General features: G+C 60.3%; 17 protein-coding genes. 5 read left to right on the forward strand and 12 right to left on the reverse strand.

Translation table 11 applies throughout. The features are described from left to right. Positions 1 to 59: 59 nt before the first annotated feature. The 12 genes from ACOYXI_RS24210 to yaaA all read right to left on the reverse strand — a co-directional run bounded on the left by ACOYXI_RS24210 (position 60) and on the right by yaaA (position 16,691). The gene (locus ACOYXI_RS24210) at positions 60 to 716 is read right to left on the reverse strand and encodes an alginate O-acetyltransferase AlgF (protein ID WP_007969549.1); all 657 of its coding nucleotides are present in this window, start codon (positions 714 to 716) and stop codon (positions 60 to 62) included. Between the two features lie 15 nt (positions 717 to 731). Next, positions 732 to 1,904, reverse strand: a complete 1,173-nt coding sequence (locus ACOYXI_RS24215; RefSeq protein ID WP_461675384.1) for an alginate O-acetyltransferase — start codon at positions 1,902 to 1,904, stop codon at positions 732 to 734. 10 nt (positions 1,905 to 1,914) lie between these two features. Further along, entirely contained in the window at positions 1,915 to 3,480 is a 1,566-nt protein-coding gene (locus ACOYXI_RS24220; protein WP_139053803.1) for an MBOAT family O-acyltransferase, read from the reverse strand. Positions 3,481 to 3,801: 321 nt separating this feature from the next. Further along, positions 3,802 to 4,914 carry a mannuronate-specific alginate lyase gene (locus ACOYXI_RS24225; protein ID WP_098967296.1) on the reverse strand — a complete coding sequence of 371 codons (1,113 nt, stop codon included), beginning with the start codon at positions 4,912 to 4,914 and terminating at the stop codon, positions 3,802 to 3,804. Between the two features lie 8 nt (positions 4,915 to 4,922). Continuing rightward, entirely contained in the window at positions 4,923 to 6,383 is a 1,461-nt protein-coding gene (locus tag ACOYXI_RS24230; protein ID WP_461675385.1) for an alginate O-acetyltransferase, read from the reverse strand. A gap of 10 nt (positions 6,384 to 6,393) precedes the next feature. Continuing rightward, complete coding sequence (gene algG, locus ACOYXI_RS24235) at positions 6,394 to 7,965, reverse strand: mannuronan 5-epimerase AlgG (RefSeq protein WP_134785481.1); 1,572 nt, start codon at positions 7,963 to 7,965, stop codon at positions 6,394 to 6,396. A 26-nt stretch (positions 7,966 to 7,991) separates the two neighbouring features. Next, complete coding sequence (locus ACOYXI_RS24240) at positions 7,992 to 9,473, reverse strand: alginate export family protein (RefSeq protein WP_461675386.1); 1,482 nt, start codon at positions 9,471 to 9,473, stop codon at positions 7,992 to 7,994. Further along, on the reverse strand, positions 9,470 to 10,975 hold the full coding sequence (gene algK, locus ACOYXI_RS24245; protein ID WP_461675387.1) for an alginate biosynthesis TPR repeat lipoprotein AlgK: 1,506 nt from the start codon (positions 10,973 to 10,975) through the stop codon (positions 9,470 to 9,472). The genes ACOYXI_RS24240 and algK overlap by 4 nt, the downstream gene beginning before the upstream one ends. Positions 10,976 to 10,990: 15 nt before the next feature. Then, a complete protein-coding gene (locus ACOYXI_RS24250) occupies positions 10,991 to 12,160 on the reverse strand; it encodes an alginate biosynthesis protein Alg44 (protein ID WP_098967301.1) in 1,170 nt (389 codons plus the stop codon). A 35-nt stretch (positions 12,161 to 12,195) separates the two neighbouring features. Then, complete coding sequence (gene alg8, locus ACOYXI_RS24255; protein ID WP_461675388.1) at positions 12,196 to 13,677, reverse strand: mannuronan synthase; 1,482 nt, start codon at positions 13,675 to 13,677, stop codon at positions 12,196 to 12,198. 106 nt (positions 13,678 to 13,783) lie between these two features. Further along, complete coding sequence (locus ACOYXI_RS24260) at positions 13,784 to 15,100, reverse strand: nucleotide sugar dehydrogenase (RefSeq protein WP_123587182.1); 1,317 nt, start codon at positions 15,098 to 15,100, stop codon at positions 13,784 to 13,786. Between the two features lie 811 nt (positions 15,101 to 15,911). Continuing rightward, a complete protein-coding gene (gene yaaA / locus ACOYXI_RS24265) occupies positions 15,912 to 16,691 on the reverse strand; it encodes a peroxide stress protein YaaA (protein ID WP_108181747.1) in 780 nt (259 codons plus the stop codon). Between the two features lie 373 nt (positions 16,692 to 17,064). On the opposite strand from yaaA, the gene ACOYXI_RS24270 reads away from it, so the two are divergent. The 5 genes from ACOYXI_RS24270 (at position 17,065) to moaE (ending at position 21,280) form a co-directional block, all read left to right on the forward strand. After that, the gene (locus ACOYXI_RS24270) at positions 17,065 to 18,141 is read left to right on the forward strand and encodes a polysaccharide deacetylase family protein (RefSeq protein WP_431188391.1); all 1,077 of its coding nucleotides are present in this window, start codon (positions 17,065 to 17,067) and stop codon (positions 18,139 to 18,141) included. Positions 18,142 to 18,479: 338 nt separating this feature from the next. Continuing rightward, complete coding sequence (locus tag ACOYXI_RS24275; RefSeq protein ID WP_095139594.1) at positions 18,480 to 19,874, forward strand: PhoH family protein; 1,395 nt, start codon at positions 18,480 to 18,482, stop codon at positions 19,872 to 19,874. A gap of 237 nt (positions 19,875 to 20,111) precedes the next feature. Then, positions 20,112 to 20,585 carry a cyclic pyranopterin monophosphate synthase MoaC gene (moaC, locus tag ACOYXI_RS24280; RefSeq protein WP_027610932.1) on the forward strand — a complete coding sequence of 158 codons (474 nt, stop codon included), beginning with the start codon at positions 20,112 to 20,114 and terminating at the stop codon, positions 20,583 to 20,585. After that, complete coding sequence (gene moaD, locus ACOYXI_RS24285) at positions 20,582 to 20,824, forward strand: molybdopterin converting factor subunit 1 (RefSeq protein ID WP_098967306.1); 243 nt, start codon at positions 20,582 to 20,584, stop codon at positions 20,822 to 20,824. Before moaC ends, moaD begins: the two co-directional genes overlap by 4 nt. Before the next feature lie 3 nt (positions 20,825 to 20,827). Then, on the forward strand, positions 20,828 to 21,280 hold the full coding sequence (gene moaE, locus ACOYXI_RS24290; RefSeq protein WP_215501762.1) for a molybdopterin synthase catalytic subunit MoaE: 453 nt from the start codon (positions 20,828 to 20,830) through the stop codon (positions 21,278 to 21,280). Positions 21,281 to 21,490 lie beyond the last annotated feature (210 nt).

Consider the following 21,490-nt stretch of genomic DNA (forward strand, 5'->3'; position numbering starts at 1 on the left):
ACCGCTTTCGCGAGCAAGCCCCCTCCCACAGTGGGGACGGGGTCAGTCAGGAAAAATGATTAGCGAGTCGACACCGGGCGTTTCACCCAGACTGGCGACAGGCTGCTGCCGGAACCGGTGACGTACAGCACCGCTGCTTCACCGCGCTCAAGGGCGACCGGTTTCACGTCGCCGACTTTCTTGTCGCCTTCGTACAGCGCCAGGCTGACTTTCACCGGGTTGATTTCACGTTCGCCACGGCCCTTGGCCGCCACGTTCGGCACCACGTCGGTCTTGCCGTCGGCGGTCTTCAGGGTCAGCGGCTTGTCGCTGAGGTTCTGCACGCGCACCAGGGATTTCTGCTTGTTCTTGAACGGCGGCTCTTCGATCAGCTGCGGCGCGCCGGACGCGTTGTTGACCAGGGTGTAGTAGTGGTCGCCGGCGAGTTTGACCGGCAGGGTCTGGCTGCCGACCTTGGCGCTGTAGTCACCGCCCGGCATGAAGCTGAAGTCGCTGCTGGCCAGTGGTGCAACGTCGCTCAGGTTGGTGCTGCCGACGGTGGCGCTGACTTCGGCGTTGCTGGCGTTGTAGACCCGCACGAAGGTCGAACCTTTCGGTGCGGTCGGGCCGTACAGCGCGGCGTCGCCACCGGCGAAAGCCTGGACGGAAAGCACGCTGAGGCCTGCAACCAGTGCGAAGCGTTTTGCGAGACGACGAGGAGTAGTTGTGAAAGTCATGGTGTTACCTCTCTTTCAGTTTTGCGCCCGATCGGGCGTCTCGGATTTGGAGTTGATGGCTACGTTTTGTTGGCGAGCACCGGCTTGTTTGAGCTCTGCGACCCACTGTGGGTCGGCGTCGCCGATTTCGTTGTTCACAGGCAGATATCGTTCAGGAAACTCCCAGATCAGCACCTGTGGCGGGCTGTTCTTGAAGTCATCGCTTTTCAGGTAGCTGAGCATCGGCAGGATCGGGCCGTGGCCGTCTTCGGCGTAATTGACCACGTCACTGTGCAGCGCTTGTTTCAGCGCACCGACGAAGTTCCAGTTGGGGTTGGCGCTGTAGCTGGTACCGATCAGCGCGACCGGTACTTCGCTGCTGGCGAACAGCGCGTCGTCACCGGCAGGCTGCTCGGCGGCCACGGTGTTGCGCTTCTGCAGCGGCTCTTGTGCCGGCATCAGGTTTTCGAACAGCGGATCCAGCGGCAGGAACAGACGCAGGTCGCCCTTGTGCGTGACCTTTTCCGCTGGCGTGGTGACAAAGCGCTGCGGCTCGCCGCTGAGCGGGAACTTGTCGGCGATGGTTTTCGCCAGGGTGTTGGCGGCGACTTCAGCGCCTTCCGGGGTCCAGTGGGTGTCGGTGCGCAGGAACACTTGCTGACCGTTCTGCTTGGCCTGTTGCAGCGGGCCGAGCAGATCCGGGGCGAGGATCTTGTCTGCCGCGACACGGGCGTGGAAGTCCTGATAGAGGTTGGCGTGGATGCTCGCCGGCTTCACTTCACCCAGGTGTTCCGGGTACAGGCGCACCTTGGCCGGCACGATCGCCATCACCAGTTTCACGCCTTTCTCTTTCAGAGTCTGGCGCACGCCTTCGACCAGCGCGTAGTTGCCTTGCAGGTTCAGCTCTTCGTTGACGATCGGGTTGAATTCCTCGTCGCTGTACAGCCACTGATCGCGACCGAGCACTACGCCTGGACGACCTTCGTTGAACAGTTTGAAATCCAGCGCCGCCCAGAGGTTGGTGCCCAGACGCTTGATCGGAAACTGATCGTCGTAGTGGGTTTCCACGGCTTTGGTCCAGCGACCGTTAAGCACGGTCGCATCGGCGTTGGTGCTGAAGCCGAAGAAGCTGCGCACCGACCACAGACCGAGCACCAGCAGGGTCACCAGAAACAGCGCGATGTAGAAGATGCGTAATGAGCGGGTCATGTCAGATCCCTCAGAACTGGAAATAAAGGAACGGCGAGAAGCTTTGCGCCGAGAGTTTGAGAATCGAGGCGATGAACAGCAGCAGGATCAGCCCGCGCATCACGTAGCGCGACCAGTCCGCCGTCCAGTAGGCCGGTTGCACCTGGGCTTCGACGCCGACGGTGTAGCCAGGCTCGTGGATGCTCGCCGGGTTTTCGCCAGGCGCGGCTTTGATCATGCCCGGGGTCGCGGTGGCAGGGCCGTTGGCTTCGACGTTGACTTCAGGTTTGCTCTTCACCGGAGGCTGGTTGGTGTACAGATCACGCAGGCCGAAGAACGCCAGGGTTGCGTACGCCACCACCAGGGTCGCCACTTGCAGACCGGTGAGGCTGGCGCGGTTGAGTTCCGACAGCGACCAGTCGCTGAAGCTGAACATCGCGCCGTACATGCGCCCGGCGACGTGCAGGTTTTCGGCACGGAAGATCACCCAGCCCATCACCACCAGCAGGAAGGTCAGCGCCCAGCGGATCGGGTTCAGGCTGCGCGGCGAGGTGTTGATGCCGAGCATTTTTTCGATCGCCAGCCACATGCCGTGCCAGGCGCCCCAGACGATGTAAGTGATGTTCGCGCCGTGCCACAGACCACCCAGCAGCATGGTCAGGAACAGGTTGCGATAGGTCATCAGCGTGCCTTTACGGTTACCGCCGAGGGTGATGTACAGGTAGTCACGCAGCCAGGTCGACAGGCTGATGTGCCAGCGGCGCCAGAACTCGGTGATCGACTGGCTGATGTAAGGCTGCTTGAAGTTTTCCATGAAGCGGAAACCCATCATCAGGCCCAGACCGATGGCCATGTCGCTGTAACCGGAGAAGTCGAAATACAGCTGCGCGGTGTACGCCAGTGCGCCAAGCCAGGCATCCCCGGTGGTCGGGTTTTGCAGGGCGAAGCAGTGGTCGGCGACCACCGCGAGGGTGTCAGCGATGAAGACCTTCTTGATGAAACCCTGCATGAACCGCGTGCAGCCCTCGGAGAACTTGTCGAGGGTGTGGGTGCGGTTGTTGAACTGGTCGGCGAGGTCGCGGAAACGCAGAACCGGGCCGGCAATCAGGTGCGGGAAAATCGCCACGAACGCCGCGAAGTCGATCAGGTTGCGCGTGGCCGGGGTGTCGCCGCGATACACGTCGATGATGTAGCTGATCGACTCGAAGATGTAGAACGAGATACCGATCGGCAGCAGCACGTGGGTCAGGATGAACGGCTCCAGACCGAACGAGCTCATGATCGCGTTGATGCTGTCCACGCCGAAATTGGCGTATTTGAAGTAGCCGAGGATGCACAGGTCGACCGCGACGCCGAGCAGCAGCCAGCGCTGTGCCGGTTTGGTACGCACGCCGGCAGCACCGACTTTCAGGCCGATCCAGTAATTCCACAGGGTGACGCCGGCGAACAGCGCCAGGAAGTCCACCCGCCACCACGCGTAGAACACGTAGCTGGCGATCAGCAGCAACAGGTTGCGATAGCGTTGCCCGCTCAGGTAGTACAAGCCGAGAAAGATCGGCAAGAACAGAAACAGGAACACGTTGGATGAAAATACCATCCCGATCTCTCCATGTTTGAACCAACAGTCAAGGGCCAAAGCCCCCCCAAACCCCCCGTGCTATTGGAGGGGTGATGCGTGTTTCTTTCAGGGTTGCGGAGGGACTTGAAATCTTTCCCTCACCCCCGCCCTCTCCCGGAGGGAGAGGGAGCCTGATCTCTGGCGCTGCCAATATCGAGATCGACTCGGTATTTCTGTGCAGCCTGATCTCGATTGTTTTTCAACACCTGAGATCGACTGGATGTATCAGGTCGGCGGATTTCTCAAAAACACCTCGGTCAGTCCCCTCTCCCTCCGGGAGAGGGTTAGGGTGAGGGGCTTTTAGCCCTTCTCGTGGGACGGGTCGTAGACCTTGGTCAGGTCGCCGCCGAGGCGGAAGGTCTTGAACGGCTGCATGCCGTGCTTCTTCTCGATCACATCCGCCGGGCAGGTGTAGAGGGTGCAGAACGGTTCGAGCCAGGCGAATTTCATGTCCTCTTTCAGGTCGGTCATGTCCTGCTCTTTGCCGTTCTTCTTCTCGAACTGATCCGGGTCTTTTACCCCGGCCAGCACCCGGTCACCCAGACGCTTGAGCGCGCTGTTGTTTTCCTGACGCAGATCGACACCGTTGACCTGGGCGAAACTGGCGATCATCGCCAGTGGCGGCAGGGCGTAGTTGTGATAGGCGAGGGCGCGTTGCTGGCGCTTGAGTTCGTTGGGCAGGAAGCCGTCGGCGTCGATTTGATTGACCCCGACCTTGTATTCCTTCACCGCCCAATCAAACAGGTCGCGACGGTTGGTGGCGATCGAGGTCGCCATCACCGACCACGCGGCCCAGTACGAGTGGTTGTTGGTTTTTTCCAGCGGCAGGTTGTCCCAGTCGCTGACCACCTGATCGGCCATCTTGCTGAACCACGCCTCGATCTGCTGCGCTTCTTGCTGATGCGTGGCCAACGGATGCGAGTCGGAGAACTTCAGGCGAATGTACGAAGAGGCCATGCTGCCCAGCGCCCATTTGCGCATCGATTTGCCGGTGTGGTTGAAGTCTTTCGACATCAACGCATCGGCCTTGGCCCACGCGGTCAGCCAGTTCAGCGTGCAGTCGAGCTGCTCCGGACGACCGTCGCGCATGAACTGCATCACTCGTTTGGCGGTGCCGCGCTCCAGCGTGGTGATGTCCTTGGTGGTGTCGCGGAAGGCTTTTTCCGACTGCACGTTCAGGGTCGCGCGGGCCTTGTCCGAGCCTTCGTACTTGCTGCGAAATTGCAGCGGCCCGGTGTACGGCGCGGGCATCGCATCGCAGCCTTCGCTGTTGTCGCCGCTCTTGAATTTATCCACAGGAGCAAAGTAGCCCTGCGGCGGACGCAGTGGCGCGGCGGCCTGAGTGGCCCCGGCGAACATCGCCAGGGTCAGCAGGGATGGCGCAAGCAAGTGTTTGATCGTTCGATTTCGCATAGCAGACCTCATTGCCCGAGCTGAGCGGTTTGTGGCCCAGCGCCCGGGAATACGTTGCGTTTGCAGATTTTCGCTTCGACTTTTTGCGGCGCGGTACCCGCTTCCGGGCCCTGGACTTCGACAGCCAGCAGATTTTGCGAGGCCCAGTCTTCGTCCGTGCGCAGCTCAAAGGCGAAACGACCGTCGGTGTCGGAGGTTTCCGGTTTCTCGATCTTGATGTCCTCGTGGCGACCGTTCATGTACCAGAGGGTGGCTTGCAGGGTTTTCACCGAGGGGTCGGCGAAGCGGATGTCGACCTGATGGCTGCTGTTCTGCAGGTTCAGGTTTTTGCTGTTGACCAGCAGTTCCTGTTTGCCGCCAGGCTTGAGCGTGGTGCTGGCGGACATTTGCGCGTCTTTGCCTTCGCAACCGTTGTCGAGAAGAGACATCATCTGGCGATAGATGGTTTCCTGGTCGAGGCGGTACAGCGGCGAGAATTCCCAGATCAGAATCTTCGGCGGAGTCTTCTGGAATTCGTCGCTACCGAGGTACTGCAGCATCGAACCTTCGAGACCACCGCCGGGGAAGGCGACGTTGAGAATGTCGGCGCCAATGGCCTCTTCGAGGAAGCCGGCGAAGTTGTAGTTCTTGCCGCTGTGCGAGGTGCCCACGAGGGTGATTTGCGGGTTGCCGGAATCACCGAACAGGTCGCCGTCACCGGCCTCGCCTTTCGGCTCGGTGGTGAACTGGTCCATGTACTGGATCGCGTAACTGGTGCCGCACAGTTGCCCGGCCATGTTGTGCAGGGTGCCGGTCTTGCCCATGCGTCCGGTGCGTTTGGTTTCGAATTCACGCTTGGGAATGTCGGCGAAGGCCGGGATCTGCTTGACCTTCTCGGCGACGATTTTCGCTGTGCGCTGGGCACCGTATGGGGTCCAGTGCTGGTCGCCGCGGAAGTAGAAATCGTGGGCGGGCAGGGTGTCCGGCAGCGATTCGTTGGTCAGCGGCGAGAGGTCCGGCACCACGTAACCCATCTGCGCGAAACGGCCGAGCATGGTCTTGTAGTTGCCCAGCGCTTTCTCGTAATCGAACGCGGCTTTTTCCTGCGGGTTGAGCTTGTTGCGGTTCACCAGGCCACGGGTCGGCTGATAGACGATCACCAGTTCGACGCCTTTGGCCTTGAACGCATCGTGCAGCTGTTGCAGGCGTTTGTAGCCGGCCGGGGTGGTGTTGAACTCGGTGCGCAAATCTTCCTGGGTACGGAACAGCCAGTCGCCCTGCGCCTGCACCAGGGTGGTGAAGTTCTGCTGATAACGCGTGGTGTAGTTCTTCGCGTCATGGGCGGCCGGGCACAGGTTGCAGCACGGTTCGGCGCTGAACTTTGGCGGGGTGGCGCCCGCCGCGTCATCGGCGCGGGCAGCATTGCTGGCCGCCATAATGCCCACGGTCAGGGCCGACAGGCTGAGTAATTTGATCAAGTGTGGGTGCATAAAATTATCCTCAGTCCCGCATTTCGGTCTGGCGTTCGACAGGGTCGATCAGTACGGCTTTCTGCTGGCGCACCAGCAGGTCGAGAATTTCATCCTGGCGCTCGCCAAGGATGCCGTTGAAGCTGATGCCGCTGGATTTGGTCGGCGCCAGCATCGATACGCGATACAGCTCGACGCTCAACGGCGAGTCGATGGCCATCGGCCCGCTGCCGTTGGCCGCCAGTTCACCGCCGACCACGATCAGCGAGACTTGCGCATCGAACGGGTCGAGCTTGATGTCACGGTCGGTGTCGGTCAGGTCCTTGATGTGGCCGTAGACGCCGGTCAGACCGTTGGCCATGGCGACGTTTTCGTAGAGGCGGATGTTCACGCTGTTACGAATGCGGATGCCGTGGCGCTTGTTGCTGATGACCTTGTTGCCCCACAGCAGGTTGTCGGCGGACTCGTAGAGGGTGATGCCGTCGGTGTGGTTCTTGTAGATCTCGTTGTAGGCGATGATGTTGTTGACGCTGTTACGGTCGATCACCAGGCCCGAGAGGTGGTTGTCGTAGCTCTTGTTGTTGAAGATGAAGCTGTCGTTCACTTCTCGGGAAATGATGATGCCGTGCTTCTTCTTCGTACCGTGGACGGTGTTCTCGGCAATGATCAGACCGTGGGAACGGTCGTGCGGGTCGATGCCGTAGACGATGTTGTCCTTGTAGGTGTTGCCCTTGACCACGAAGTCGCGGGTCTCGTAGCAGTAGAAGCCGTACCACATGTCGGAGAACTCGGAGCCGACGATCCAGCCGGTCGGTTCAGGGCGCTTGAGCACCTTGGCCATGTTCGGCGTGTACTGGGAAATACTCACCCCGTACGACTTACTGTTGGCGTAGCCGAAACTGGCCATCTTGCTGTTGACGATGTAGGTCTCGGTGCCGCCCCAGGCCAGCAGAAACGGCCGGAATTCCTTCGGCGAACGGAAGGTGGCCGGGCCGTTGTCCTTCTCGCGCCAGCCGGTGACTTTGGTGTCACGCACGAACAGCTGACCGTCGTTGACCAGGAACGAGCCGGCCTCTTGCGACAGACGCAACTCCTGGGTCTGGCCGTCGATTTCGAGGATGCCTTTACGGCCTACCACGATTGGCAGCTTCGCCAGGTACACGCCCGGCGAGGTCTCGCTGAAGTACTGCTTGGGCAGCTTCTGCGCCAGATCCTTGAGGTTCAGGTAACCGTCGTCGACGAAGATCGCCTGCGGGATGCCGTGCTGACGCACCACCCATTCGGCCATCTTGTTGTCGCCGCCGATGAAGTCCTTCAGCGCGTCTTCCTGCATCATCCGGCGCACGCTGATCTTGCCCGGTTTGCTGCGATTGATCTTCGCGGCAGCGGCCTCGGCGGTGAAGCCGGACAGGTCGGGCAGTTTCGGCTTGGCCAGTTCCAGCGCCTCGGTCGGCGCGCTGCTGACGGTGTAGGTCTTGGCTTGTTGCAGCTCTTTGGCGGTGGTCACAGGCTTGGCCGGTTCCACCGTGGCGAACGCGCCAGCGGAGGCCAGCAGCATGGCGCCGGCCAACAGGCTGAGCGAGCCTTTCCTTGCATGGTGCATGTCGGGCACTCCCTTGGCGGTTTGCATCAGAAGCGCCAGATCACGTCGATGAACGCGCGGTGCATGTACGAATCGACCTGGCTGCCATAGGCATCACCCGGCTTGAACACGCCGCCACGGAAACGCACCAGCGCCGACGGTTCGTCGATCGACTGGCTCAACGCCGCCGGCAACAGGCCTTGCTTGAAGTACTTGGTCACCACCAGATCCATTTCCTGGCCCAGGTCCTTGTTGCCATCCTGCAGCGGCAGCGAGGTGCTGGAGAGGATCGCGCCAGTGACGTCGTCGGTGTTGTTTTCCACGGCGTTGATGCCGTTGCTGCCCACCGGCTTGTTGCCGTCCACGCGCCAGAACTTGTGGTAGATCACGCTGGCGTCGTACTGGTCGTTGAGCATCCACGAACCGAACAGGGTGGCAGTCTGCATGTTGTTCATTTCGCCACGGAACGCTTCGCCGAAACGGTGCACGCGCGAGCGGGTACCGGTGTAGTTGGAGCGGTTGCTCTCCAGACCGTTCTGCTGGTAATCGGCGCTGGCGCGGGCGTAGGCCGCACCGACCTGCCACTGCGGATCAAGGCGCAGACGCACGCCCAGGTCGGTGGCCCAGCCGTTGATGTCATCACTGCGCTTGGCTTGGGCCGGACGGCTGCCATCGGCGTTCAGCGGGTTGACCGAATCAAGGTCGCCGCTCATGCCGGTGATGCTGCCCCAGTAGTTGACGGTGTTGGTGTTGCGCCAGTTGTAGGCGTCGCTGTCGGCGGTCAGACCGAGCCAGCTGATGTCGCCGTTCTGGGTTTTGTCGAGGGTGTCGCGGGGCACGCCCGGTTCGGCGTAATCGAGCTTGCCGTTGTCGTGGGTGTGATGACCGCGAATGCCGACCCAGTTACCCGGCGTCCACTGGTAGGCGGCATCGGCGTAGGCGTGCAGGCGATCCTTGTCTTTCGGCGCGAGCTCTTTGAGGTCGGTGCGGTATTCGCTGAAGCGTTCGGCGACACCGACGTTGGCGCGCAACAGGGTGGTGTCGAAGGTCCAGTTCAGCGCTTCGATGTTGGTGTCGCGCCATTGCCCGTCGTCATTGCGCAGGCGCTGGCGACCGAGCTTGAGCATCTCGCCGGGGTACGGCGTCAGGCCGCTGTAGCCGACCCAGAACTCGCGCATCGCCAAGTAGTTTTTCTTGGTTTTGCGGTCGCTGTTGTCGGTGGTTTGCTCACCGTCCGACTGCTGCAAGGTGTCGGTCTCGATGATGTCGGTCGAGGTCACGGCCTGACCCATGGCGTAGGCACTCCACGCGCCGCTTTCGCCGTAGATCCAAGGACGCAGGTCGAGGCCCACACCGTTGACGTCGCCACCGCTGGCGGTGCCGAGGTCGCGGTCGTCTTCGGACTGGCCGGTGATTTTTACTTCCAGACCGAAGTTCTTGGTTTCAGTGATCGCGGCCAGTGTCGGGCAAGACCAGATCAGCGCGAACGTGAGGCCAATGCCGGCCTTCACAAAGGGATTCAACTTCATAGGGATTCCTCGCCGTCTTCTTCTTGCAGGGCGTGCAGTTGCAGCGTGTTCTGGTTCAGGGCGCCACGGCTGGCCTGTTCCTGTTGCAGCAGGCGCTGGGCTTCGGCCAGACGCTCGGGCGGCAATTGTGCTGCCAGGGTGGTCGCCAGTTCATCGGCTTGCGGGGTGTTCTGCGCCTTGGCCAATTGGCTGAATACGTAGGCGTTGAGCGGGTCGGGCTTGGTGCCCTTGCCTTGGGAAAACAGTTGGGCGATGGCGAAATCGGCGCTGTTCTGGCCATTGCGCGCAGCGGTCAGCAGGTGGTCGAGGGCCTTCTGCGGGTAGACCTTGCCCAGGTAACCACGGCGATAGATCTGGCCGAGGTAATAGTCGGCGGCGACTTCGCGGCCGACGGCTTTCTGGAAGTGTTCTTCGGCGACTTTCGCGTCGGCCGGCACCAGTTTGCCTTCGTAGTAGAGCTTGCCCAGCAACAGTTCGGCGCGCGGCTGGTCGGCGGCGCGGCCGTTGTCCAGGTACTTCATCATCTGATCGACGTCGCCCAGTTCCGGGAAGTCGTAGAGCAGTTGCGCGAGGGTCACCCACGATGCCGGGTAGCCCGGTGCGACCGGTTCGAGCAGCGACTGCGCGGTCTTCTCGTCGGTCTTGCCCAGGGTCGAATCGGCCAGCACGCGGGCCACCGAATCGACGCGCTGCGCGCTGACCGTGCCACGGCTGTAACCGGCCTGCATCTGCTTGATCAGCTCGGCCTGTTGCTCCGGCTGGGCGCGTTTCTGATAGACCGTGGCCAGTTCGACGTAGCAGATGTCGGTGGTGTTGAGCGCGGCCTTGCAGATCTTTTCCACGTCATCCAGATGCTGGTCGTAAGTGCCTTGGGTGCGATACAGCAGCACCTGCGCCAGACCGGCTTCCGGGTAACCGGATTTGCGCCACTGATCGATCTGCTGCTGAGCGTTGATGTTCGGGAAGCTGTGCGGGTATTGCAGGTACAGCATCGCCAGCGGGATCAACGTGTTGCCTTCGCCATTGGCGGCGGCTTTTTTCAACAGGCTTTCGGCTTCGTGGTGCTCGGCTTCGGTGGAACCCGGCTTGGCTACCAGCAGGCGCCCGAGACGGGCCTGAGCCCGTGGCGACACGTCGGCGGCGGCACGGTAAGTCGCCTCGGCCTGTTTGATCTGCTCGGGGTCGCGGCTGTCGACCTGGATATCGGCGAGACCGACTTGCGCCTCGCTGTAGCCCAGGTCTGCCAGTGCGCGGTAGTTCTGCGCGGCGGTGGCGGTGTCGCCACGCTTGAACGCTTCGTTGGCCAGGCGTTGGTCGGGCAGGCCGGCGCAACCGGCCAGACTTACCGCCAGTGCGACTGCACACAGCGGACCCATGTGGGAGCGGGCTTGCTCGCGAAGGCGGTGTGTCAGCCCAAACTGATTTTGAATGTTGAACCGCATTCGCGAGCAAGCCCGCTCCCACAAGGGCTGCGGCGTGTTCAAAAGAGTAGGAATCGTCACAGGCATGTCCTCGACTTAAAGACCGGCAGCCATGGCTTTGTCGATCAGCCAGTTCAGGTTCGGGCCACGGTCGCTGTTCACTTCCACCGGGCGGCCGGCGAAGCTGCTGTCCAGCGGTTCGTCCGGCTGGATCTGCACGCGGATGTCGGAGGATAGGTCGGCGCTTTTCAGGCTGGTGCTGCTGACGATCTTGCCGGTGCGGGTCTGGTCTTCGCCGGCGATCTGGAAGCTCACTGGCGTCCCCGGACGCACGTCGCCGAACTGGCGATAGGAGAAGCGTGCATCGACGGTGGCCTGTGTATTGCGCGGTACCAGAGTGAAGATCACGTCGCCCTTGCTCGCGTACTGACCGTCAGCCACCAGTTGCTGGGCCACGGTGCAATCGCACGGCGAGGTCAGGGTGCCGGTCATTTGCTTGCCGAACAGTTCTTCAACCTTGGCCGGTTGCAACTGGTCTTCGTCCAGATGGCCCTTGAGCACGTCGAGCATGCTGGTGCTGAAGGTCGCCAGCGGGGCGCCTTTGGCGGCCACGCCGTCAGACTTGACCAGGCTCTGCACGGTGCCGTCACGCGGCATGGTGATGTTCATCCCCGGCACGCTGACCAGACCTGCTTGCGCGTGGCTGACGAAGTACATGCCGTACACCGACTTGAAGACGAAACCGAACGCGACCAGACCGATGGCGAAAATGCCGGCGCTGAAAGTCACGGCTTTCAGACGCCCGAACGGGGTCATGCCGCTGCCGCCGTCCTTGACCTTGCGCGCCTTGGTGAAGTTGTCGCGCTGCAGGGTCGCCAGCACTTCACCCATGCTGACGATGTCGCCGGCCAGGTGCGAAGTGATCAGGTGGCGCAGCGTGGAAATATCCTGCGGTTCCAGGTTCTGGAACTGGCAACCGGCGCGGCCGCTCTGGCGATCGTAGGAGCGCACTTGAAGTTCGACGTCCATGGCCAGACCGAGGTTGTCGATGACGAATTGCAGGCGTGCCTTGTACACCTCGCCGAGGGTCAGCGGCAGTTGCCCGGCGTTGAACGCCAGACCACCGGCGGACAGGTCGAGGACCCGCGCTTCGACCGGCGTCCGGTCGGGGCCGAAGAAACGCAGTTTGGCCGGGATTTTCACTCGGGCGTGCTGACGCTGGGCTTCGGATTCATGCACTACGTTGGCGTTGACGGCGGTATTCATGGGGGCGATTTCCTTGTTAATTCAATAGGGGCAGGTCAGACCATCATCAGCAGCACGGCGACGAAAATGCTGCCGGCGGAGAAGGTCATGGTCCGAGACGACCAGGTGTTGAACCAACGTTGAAAGCTGGCGAGATCACGGGTCAGGGAAGTGGGTTGGCGCGTCCAGGATTGCTGGTCGAGGCGGAAGAACACGTAGATCTTCACCAGCGCACCGACGATCTGGTTGTAATACAGAATCACGGGATAGGCCGGGCCGATCCGGTGACCGGAGCACGACAGCAGCAGGGTCAGAATCAGGCGGGTGATACCGATCCACAGCAGGTAGGCGAGGATGAACGCGCCGCCGTACTTGAAGCTGGCGATGATCGCCACGGTCAGGCCCAGCAACGACGTCCACATCGATACGCGCTGATCGAACAGCACCACCGAGGTGAAGGCGCCGAGGCGTTTCACACCCAGGCCCAGTGCTCGCGAGTTCTGGCGCAGGTTGTTGCCGTACCAGCGGAACATCAGCTTGCGGCTGGCCTTGATGAAGCTTTTTTCCGGCGGATGCTCAACGGTGTTGATCGCGGCGTCCGGCACGTAAAAGGTGTCGTAACCCAGGCGCATCAGGCTGAACCAGCTCGACTTGTCGTCGCCGGTGAGAAACTTGAAACGGCCCAGGCGCCAGTGTTGCAGCGAGTCGCTTTCGACGTCGGCGATGAATTCCGGATCGGTCACCACGGTGGCGCGGAATACCGACATGCGCCCGGTCATGGTCAGCACGCGCTTGGACAGGGCCATCGAGCACATGTTGATGTGACGCTGGGCGAAACGCAGCTTGTGCCATTCGCTCATGATGTAGCCGCCGCGCACTTCGCAGAACTCGTTGGTGGTCAGGCCGCCGACGTTGCCGAACAGCTGGAACCACGGCACGGTCTTGCGCACGGTGCCTTCGCCGAGCACGGTGTCGCCGTCGATCACGGCCACTACAGCGCGGTCGTCTGGCAGGTGACGGGAGATCGCGCGGAAACCGTAGGCCAGGCCATCGCGCTTGCCGGTGCCAGGAATGCGCACGAAGTCGAGCTTCACGCGGTCTGGCGGATTCATCCGCGCCCACAGCGCTTTCACCAGCAGCTCATCGGACATTTCGACGATCGAGCAGACCACGGTGGTCGGCAGGTCGCAGTCGATGGCTTCGCGGATCACCGAGCTGTAGACCTGCGCGGTGGTCAGCGCGTCGATACGGAAACTGGTGACCATCAGAAACACATGCGACGGATCCGCCGCCTTACCCAGCTTGCGCACTTTGCGGCGCAGGTGCGGGTAAACGATGTAGAGAAAAATCATGCCGCGCACAAAGTGCGTTGCACCCATCGAGTAGCGCCAGATACCCACGGCGCCAATCAGGAAAATAAAGTCCTTCGACTCGGAGTCGAACGTGGACGTGGGCAGCATCAAGGCCAGGCCCAACAACAAACTGAGGTAAAACAGCCAACCGGCGGCCTGAAGTAGGCCGTGCTTTAGCCTGTGCATAATCTGCATCCGTCTCTATCTCGGGCGAGCCTGTCGGGTGGCCCGATGGGGTTAAGGCAGGCGAAGAACCGGCCGAGGGTTCAAACCCCCCGGCCGGAAGGCTGACTTACCAGCAGATACCTTCAGTGCGAGTACCCGGATTGGTGGCTTTGGCCATGAAGCCGACCAGGTCGATGACCTGTTTGCCTTGCGGTGCTTCCTGGGCCAGCGAGCGGAATTTCTCGTCGCGGTTGCCGAGGATGATCACGTCGGAGTTGTCGATCACCGAATCGAAGTCCGAGTTGAGCAGGGACGACACGTGCGGGATCTTCGACTCGATGTAGTCCTTGTTCGCGCCGTGAACACGGGCGTACTCGACGTTGCTGTCGTAGATGCTCAGGTCGTAGCCCTTGCCGATCAGCATTTCGGCCAGTTCCACCAGCGGACTTTCGCGCAGGTCATCGGTACCGGCCTTGAAGCTCAGACCGAGCAGGGCGACTTTGCGTTTGTCGTGGCTTTCAACGATGTCGAAGGCGTTCTGCACTTGCGATTCGTTACTGCGCATCAGCGAGTTGAGCAGCGGCGCTTCGACGTCCAGCGAACCTGCGCGGTAGGTCAGGGCGCGCACGTCTTTGGGCAGGCACGAACCACCGAAGGCGAAGCCCGGACGCATGTAGTACTGGGACAGGTTGAGGGTCTTGTCCTGGCAGACCACGTCCATCACTTCACGGCCATCGACGCCGACCGCTTTGGCGATGTTGCCGATCTCGTTGGCGAAGGTCACTTTGGTCGCGTGCCAGACGTTGCAGGTGTACTTGATCATCTCGGCGACCGCGATGTCCTTGCGGATGATCGGCGCGTCGAGTTCTTCGTACAGCGATTGCAGAACGTCACCCGAGGCTTTGTCGAACTCGCCGATGACGGTCATCGGTGGCAGGTCGTAGTCCTTGATCGCGGTGGATTCACGCAGGAATTCCGGGTTGACTGCGACGCCGAAATCGACACCGGCCTTCTTGCCCGAGCAGTCTTCGAGGATCGGGATCACCACGTTGGCAACGGTGCCCGGCAGCACGGTGCTGCGCACTACGATGGTGTGGCGGGTGGATTTTTCACGCAGCACGAAACCGATCTCGCGGCACACTGCCTCGATGTAGTTCAGTTCCAGGTCGCCATTCTTCTTGCTCGGCGTACCGACGCAGATCATCGACAGGTCGGTGTCACGAATCGCCTCGGCGAAGTTGGTCGTACCGCGCAGACGACCGGTCTCGATACCCTGAGCCAGAAGTTCGCCCAGACCCGGTTCAACAATCGGCGACTTGCCGGCGTTGATCATGTCGATCTTGTCTTTGGCAACATCGACGCCAACCACGTCATGGCCCCGTGCAGACAGGCAACCGGCACACACTGCGCCAACGTAACCCAAACCAAATATGCTGATGCGCATCGCAATTACCTCTGTGTTTTATCAAGCCATTAGATGGCCGGAGTTAATGGTGTTCAGCGGTCATAGTGCACTCGAAAGTGCGGCATACAGGCGCCACAATGCCGTGTGCAGGCATACTAAGTTCCGAGTGTCTAAATAAGTGCACTCAAGATGTGCGCAACTAGGCCTTAGTTGTTATGACTTGCCCTGTTATGCAGCGGATCTTCTTGCTGGAAGACGCTTGTGCATGTGTTCAGTCCACCTGATGTCGGACGAAAGGCCCGTAGATCAAGCGGTTGGGTGCTCAGGCGAGCACAATTACAGGGGCGCAGCCTTGGCCTTGTAGAGGATGTTTATGGTGCGTATCACCTATCCATCGTTAGTTGATCAGATGAGTGAACCATCTAGGCAAGTTGCTGTGACAACTTGGTTACATGGTTCTCCGCTCTGCGTAAGTTATCTCGTACAAACTCGGCGAGAATCGTTACCGGTGGTATGAGCTATGCATTTGGACATAGTTCCTACCCGCTCATCGCGAAATCTGAAATTTTTTGAAATATTGCCAAAGATGGCACTGGTCTCAATTTGATAGCACTTTCGATTTGGGCCTTTGTTAATCGGTGCGTAATCGAGCTAGATAGTTTTGTGCCACTACCGTAAAAAAATTTACGTGCCACTACTGAAAAAAAGTGCGGCTGTCGAGTGAAACTAAAATTAGAATTGGGCAGGACGATTTTATGGCGCCAATAAAACGGCGAAATGTTGCGAGGGATTTTTGACGTCGTGCGAGCTGCACGACTCTTTATAGAAAGAGTCGTGCAATGGGCATGCTTTATTCCGGGGCGTGGTCGCGCAGAAACACCAGATTGTCCGGTTTCGATTGCTCGGCGCTGTAGCGATAACCCTGCACATCGAACTGCTTGAGCAGGGCAGGATCGTTGATTTTTTCCTGAATCACGAAACGGCTCATCAGGCCGCGGGCCTTCTTCGCGTAGAAGCTGATGATCTTGTACTGGCCGTTCTTCAGGTCCTTGAAATCGGTGTTGATGATCCGCGCGTTCAGGGCGCTGCGTTTGACCGCCGAAAAGTACTCGTTGGAGGCCAGGTTCAGCAGCACATCGTCGCCCTGATCGGCCAGCGCTTCGTTGAGCCATTCGCTGATGCGGGTGCCCCAGAACGCGTACAGATCCTTGCCACGGGCGTTGGCCAGTTTGGTGCCCATTTCCAGACGATACGGTTGCATCAGGTCCAGCGGACGCAGCAGGCCATAGAGACCGGAGAGCATGCGCAAGTGCTTTTGCGCATAGTCGAACTGAGCTTCGCTGAACGATTGCGCGTCGAGGCCGGTGTACACGTCGCCCTTGAACGCGAGCAGCGCCTGCTTGGCGTTTTCCGGGGTGAAGGCGGGCGTCCAGCTACCGAAACGCGCGGCATTCAGGCCGCCGATCTTGTCGGACACGTGCATCAGTTCGCTGATCTGTGCCGGGCTCAGTTCGCGCAGCTGCTGGATCAGCTCCTGAGAGTGATCGAGGTATTGCGGCTGGGTAAAGCGCTGGGTCGCCGGCGGTGTTTCGTAATCGAGGGTCTTGGCGGGGGAAATCACCATCAGCATGAAGTCGTCTCCTTTAATCGTGGGGGCGATTCTAGGGGGTTGGCCGAGTGGACTCCAGCTATGAGGGTAATAGGTATCAGGAAGCTCGGGCTTTTGCGACGGCTGGTGGATTTTCCCCTCACCCCAGCCCGCTCCCGGAGGGAGAGGGAGCTGACCGTGTTGTTCTAGAGTCATACATCGACCTGAAATATCCAGTCGAACTCAGGTTTGAAAACATGAAGATCGGCTCCCTCTCCCTCCGGGAGAGGGCTGGGGTGAGGGCAGCGTCCTTGAAGCTTGCACATCAGCTATAGTGCCGCGCGGGTTTGGTTATGGAGACACCCCTTTGCGCATTGTTCTTTTATTCACCGCGTGGCTGTTGAGCTTCGGGGCCATGGCGGCGCCGGGCGATGTGGCGACGCTGGATCGCAGCACCTGGCCGGAGCAACTGAGCAGCCCGACGCTGTTCGACGTCGCCTCGCGCGCGGAAATCCTCATGTTCGCCCGGGGCCTGCTCGGCACCGAGGCGCTGGACGAGGCCGCGCTGGCCCAGCGCCTTGGGCTGCGCACGGTCAACGTCGACGCGATCAGCCACCTGCGTCAGCGGCTTTGGGAACGTCTGTTGGCCAACTACAACTTCGCCCAGCAGAGCTGCGATCAGGATGCCTCGTTCTGCTTCCTCGTCGAAGACCTGCCTACCCTGCGCGAGCAGGCCGCCAAGTTCGTGGTCAGCGACGACAGCTATTACACCAAGTGGGCCGAGCCGAGCCGGTTGTTTCATCTGCAGTATCTGGACGAGCTGATGCGCAAGGCCGCGCTGTCACCGCAAACCAGCAGCGAAGTCGATCAATTCGGCGACTACGAGCGCAATGGCGACGAGATGCACGATCGACTGTTTCTGCTGAGCTTCGACAGCGCCGCCAATCTGCAGCCGGACAACACCGACTGGATTGCCGACTACCTGCGCAAATCCAATCTCAGCGGCACGTTCTTCCTGTTGGGCAAGGATGTGCAGGCGCGGCTGGCTGATCGCTCGGTGAGCAACCTGCAATCGGAGTTCTCGAAACAGTGTGTGGGCGTGCAGGGTTGGGAGTTCCGTTCCCACAGCTATTGGCAGGACTGGCAGGACTCGGTGCGCCGCAGCGCCGATCTGGTGAAGAACAAGTTGCCGGAGAACTATGTGCCACTGTTCCGTCCGCCGGAGGGGCAGCGCCGCAGTGATGCTGGCAGCTTCTTCCGCAATCAGGGCCTGCAAGTGGCGCTGTGGGACATCGATGCCCAGGACGGCGCCGGCAAGCTCAAGGGCGCACAGAGTGCGCAGCGGGTGCTGACCCTGATGCTGCTGTGGCGTCACGGGGTGATCAATTTCAACATGAAACAGGATGCGGTGAAGACCGCGTTGCCGTGGCTGATCACGCAAACTGCACAAAGCGGCATCGGCTTTGAAGACTGTCAGGACGGGTTTCGCTGACAAGCGCAAAAAAGCCCGGAAACATTGGGCTTGGGGCGATTTTTCCAGAGAATTCGATGCAGGCGGACTTCCGACTTTAGCGGGGTCTGGACGGTCCGCCAAGGGCTTTTCGTCACTCTGCAAAATAAACTTAAAAAAACCGTCAAAGTGCTTTTTTATGTCATGGGTTTTGGAGTATTACGAAGACAGACCGCCGAAACCTGCAACACAGGTGGCGTCTTCCAAGACTCCTTTTGTGTGCAGTTCATCCAGGCCCTCGTGGATGAATTCGGCAGTCACTTCGAGGCGCAGCACCGCCCAGGTATTGCGTCGAATGGCTCCCACAAAGGTGACCGAGTATGGATGATCACGGACGTAGCCCTTCTTCCAACCAGCCAATCCTTTATGTACTCGATACCAACGTATTGATTCACGATCCAAATGCCCTGCTGAATTTCGAAGAACACCACGTCGCGATCCCGATGACCGTGCTCGAAGAGCTGGACAAGCTCAAGAGCGGCCATCACAGCGTTGCTGCCGAATGCCGCCAGGCAATCCGCCTGATCGACAAGACCCTGGGCGATGCCTCCCCCGAGGACGTCGAGCTGGGTGTGCCGATTCAGCGCGGCAAGGGCGGGCCGAAGGGCTTGCTGTCAATTCTGATGAGCAAACAGGCCGAGTCGAACCTGATTCTGCCCGAGCATCTGAACGACAACAAAATCATCAACCAGTTGATCGACCTGCACACCCGTGATCCGAAGAAGGCCGTGGTGCTGGTCACCAAAGACATCAACATGCGCCTCAAGGCGCGCGCCTGCGGGATCGCGGCCGAGGATTACAGCACCGACCAGTTGGTCGATGACGTGTCCCTGCTGCCCAACGGCTACCACAACATGACCGGCTCCTTCTGGGACCGCGTGAGCAAGGTCGAAACCCGTCAGGATCACGGCCGCACCTGGCATCAGGTGCAGTTGATCGACAACCTGCCGGCGGTGCACATCAACGAGTTCATCATTGACGAACAAGGCTTTGTCGGCTGGATCAAGGAAATTCAGGAAGACAAGCTGCTGATCCTCGACCTGCATCAGGAACCGTTGCTGCATCAGGAAGCCTGGGGCCTCAAACCGCGCGACATCTACCAGAGCCTGGCGCTGTATGCGCTGCTGGATCCGGATATCCACCTGGTCAACCTGTCGGGTGCCGCCGGTTCCGGCAAAACCATTCTGGCACTGGCCGCGGCGATCGAGCAGACCATGGTCAGCAAACGCTATCGCCGGATCATCGCGACCCGCAGCGTGCAGGGCCTGGACCAGGAAATCGGCTTCCTGCCGGGTACTGAAGCGGAAAAAATGGAGCCTTGGCTGGGCGCCATCACCGACAACCTCGAAGCCTTGCACATGGATGACGAAAACACCCATGGCAGCGTCGATTACATCCTCAGCAAAGTGCCGTTGCAGTTCAAATCGCTCAACTACATTCGTGGTCGCAGCTTCCAGCAGAGCCTGATCCTGATCGACGAATGCCAGAACCTCACGCCGCACCAGATGAAAACCATCATCACCCGGGCCGGCGCCGGTTCTAAAGTGGTGTGCCTGGGCAACCTGGCACAGATCGACACCCCTTACCTGTCCGCGACCAGTTCCGGGCTGACCTACCTGACCGAACGCTTCAAGGATTTCCCCAACGGGGTGCACATCACCCTGCAAGGGGTGCCACGCTCGATTCTGGCCGAATACGCCGAATCGCATTTGTAACCCTCCACCAGAAAACGGGCGGCCTGACAGCCGCCCGTTTTTTATGGATGAACACATCACCCAATGTGGGAGCGGGCTTGCTCGCGAAAGCGGTGTGTCAGCCACCAAATGTGTGCCTGATACACCGCTTTCGCGAGCAAGCCCGCTCCCACAGGGGATAGTGGTGAATTCATAATCAGTGATGCGGAAATTTGACCCACAGGTTTACAATCCCTGCTCCTGATCAGGAGTAATCCCGTGCTGACTCATCTCGATTCCCAAGGTCGCGCCAACATGGTCGACGTCACCGAAAAAGCCGTGACGTTCCGTGAGGCGACGGCCCAAGCGCTGGTGCGCATGCTCCCCGAAACCCTGCAGATGATCGTCAGCGGCGGCCATCCCAAGGGCGACGTGTTTGCCGTGGCGCGCATTGCCGGCATTCAGGCGGCGAAGAAAACCAGCGATCTGATCCCGCTGTGCCATCCGCTGATGCTCACCGGGGTCAAGGTTGAACTCAGCGCTGAAGGTGACGACAGCGTGCGCATCGTCGCCCGCTGCAAGCTGTCGGGGCAGACCGGCGTCGAGATGGAAGCACTGACCGCTGCCAGCGTCGCCGCACTGACCATCTATGACATGTGCAAAGCGGTGGATCGCGGCATGATCATCGAAAGCGTGCGTCTGCTGGAGAAGGTCGGCGGCAAGAGCGGGCATTTTCAGGCGGAGCAGCCATGAAGCTGACGGTTAAATTCTTTGCCCGTTATCGTGAAGCGCTGGGCGTGGACTCGGTGGAGGTCGAAGGCGATTTCGCCACGGTCGACGCTGTGCGTGCGCTGCTCGCGCAACGCGAGGGCGCCGAAGTGCTGAGCGAACAGAACCTGATGTGCGCACGCAACGAAGACCTGTGCCCGCTCGACGAGCCGGTGAGCGATGGCGACGAAGTGGCGTTTTTCCCCACCGTGACCGGAGGCTGAGGCATGGCGATTCGGGTGCAGTCCATGGCGTTCGATCCCGGCGCTGAAGTCAACGCGATGCACGCGGCGAATGTCGGTGTCGGCGCGGTGGTGAGCTTTGTCGGCTACGTGCGCGACTTCAATGACGGGCTGGATGTGGCGGGTATGTTCCTCGAGCATTATCCGGGCATGACCGAAAAAGCCCTTGGCAAGATCGCCGTCGAGGCCGAGCAGCGCTGGCCGTTGCTGAAGCTGGAAGTGCTGCACCGCATCGGCGCGCTGGAGCCTGGCGAGCCGATCGTGTTTGTCGGTGCGGCCAGCGCCCATCGCCAGGCGGCGTTCGACGCCTGCGCCTTCGTCATGGACTACCTGAAAACCCGCGCGCCGTTCTGGAAAAAAGAAACCACCAGCGACGGCCCGCGCTGGGTCGAGGGGCGTGACAGTGATCATGCCGCTGCGGATCGCTGGAAGAAGTAATTACTGCATCGCCCTCTAGTCAGCCATCGCTGGCAAGCCAGCTCCCACATTGGATCTGTGTCGTTCCCAAATCCAATGTGGGAGCGAGCTTGCTCGCGAAGGGGCCATCTGTAACACCAAAAACCTCGCAGACACACTCTCTTCCCTAATTGACGGCTTGTACCTATAAGTCCAATATGGATTTCCAAGTACAAAAAAAGCTTCAATCTT

The sequence above is a fragment of the Pseudomonas sp. G3-19 genome (assembly GCF_054855875.1).

Bases quoted from the DNA above. Each gene is read 5' to 3' on its own strand.
- ACOYXI_RS24210 (WP_007969549.1), bottom strand. From the start codon at position 716: ATGACTTTCACAACTACTCCTCGTCGTCTCGCAAAACGCTTCGCACTG.
- ACOYXI_RS24215 (WP_461675384.1), bottom strand. From the start codon at position 1,904: ATGACCCGCTCATTACGCATCTTCTACATCGCGCTGTTTCTGGTGACC.
- ACOYXI_RS24220 (WP_139053803.1), bottom strand. From the start codon at position 3,480: ATGGTATTTTCATCCAACGTGTTCCTGTTTCTGTTCTTGCCGATCTTT.
- ACOYXI_RS24225 (WP_098967296.1), bottom strand. From the start codon at position 4,914: ATGCGAAATCGAACGATCAAACACTTGCTTGCGCCATCCCTGCTGACC.
- ACOYXI_RS24230 (WP_461675385.1), bottom strand. From the start codon at position 6,383: ATGCACCCACACTTGATCAAATTACTCAGCCTGTCGGCCCTGACCGTG.
- algG (WP_134785481.1), bottom strand. From the start codon at position 7,965: ATGCACCATGCAAGGAAAGGCTCGCTCAGCCTGTTGGCCGGCGCCATG.
- ACOYXI_RS24240 (WP_461675386.1), bottom strand. From the start codon at position 9,473: ATGAAGTTGAATCCCTTTGTGAAGGCCGGCATTGGCCTCACGTTCGCG.
- ACOYXI_RS24250 (WP_098967301.1), bottom strand. From the start codon at position 12,160: ATGAATACCGCCGTCAACGCCAACGTAGTGCATGAATCCGAAGCCCAG.
- alg8 (WP_461675388.1), bottom strand. From the start codon at position 13,677: ATGCACAGGCTAAAGCACGGCCTACTTCAGGCCGCCGGTTGGCTGTTT.
- ACOYXI_RS24260 (WP_123587182.1), bottom strand. From the start codon at position 15,100: ATGCGCATCAGCATATTTGGTTTGGGTTACGTTGGCGCAGTGTGTGCC.
- yaaA (WP_108181747.1), bottom strand. From the start codon at position 16,691: ATGCTGATGGTGATTTCCCCCGCCAAGACCCTCGATTACGAAACACCG.
- ACOYXI_RS24270 (WP_431188391.1), top strand. From the start codon at position 17,065: ATGGCGGCGCCGGGCGATGTGGCGACGCTGGATCGCAGCACCTGGCCG.
- ACOYXI_RS24275 (WP_095139594.1), top strand. From the start codon at position 18,480: ATGGATGATCACGGACGTAGCCCTTCTTCCAACCAGCCAATCCTTTAT.
- moaD (WP_098967306.1), top strand. From the start codon at position 20,582: ATGAAGCTGACGGTTAAATTCTTTGCCCGTTATCGTGAAGCGCTGGGC.
- moaE (WP_215501762.1), top strand. From the start codon at position 20,828: ATGGCGATTCGGGTGCAGTCCATGGCGTTCGATCCCGGCGCTGAAGTC.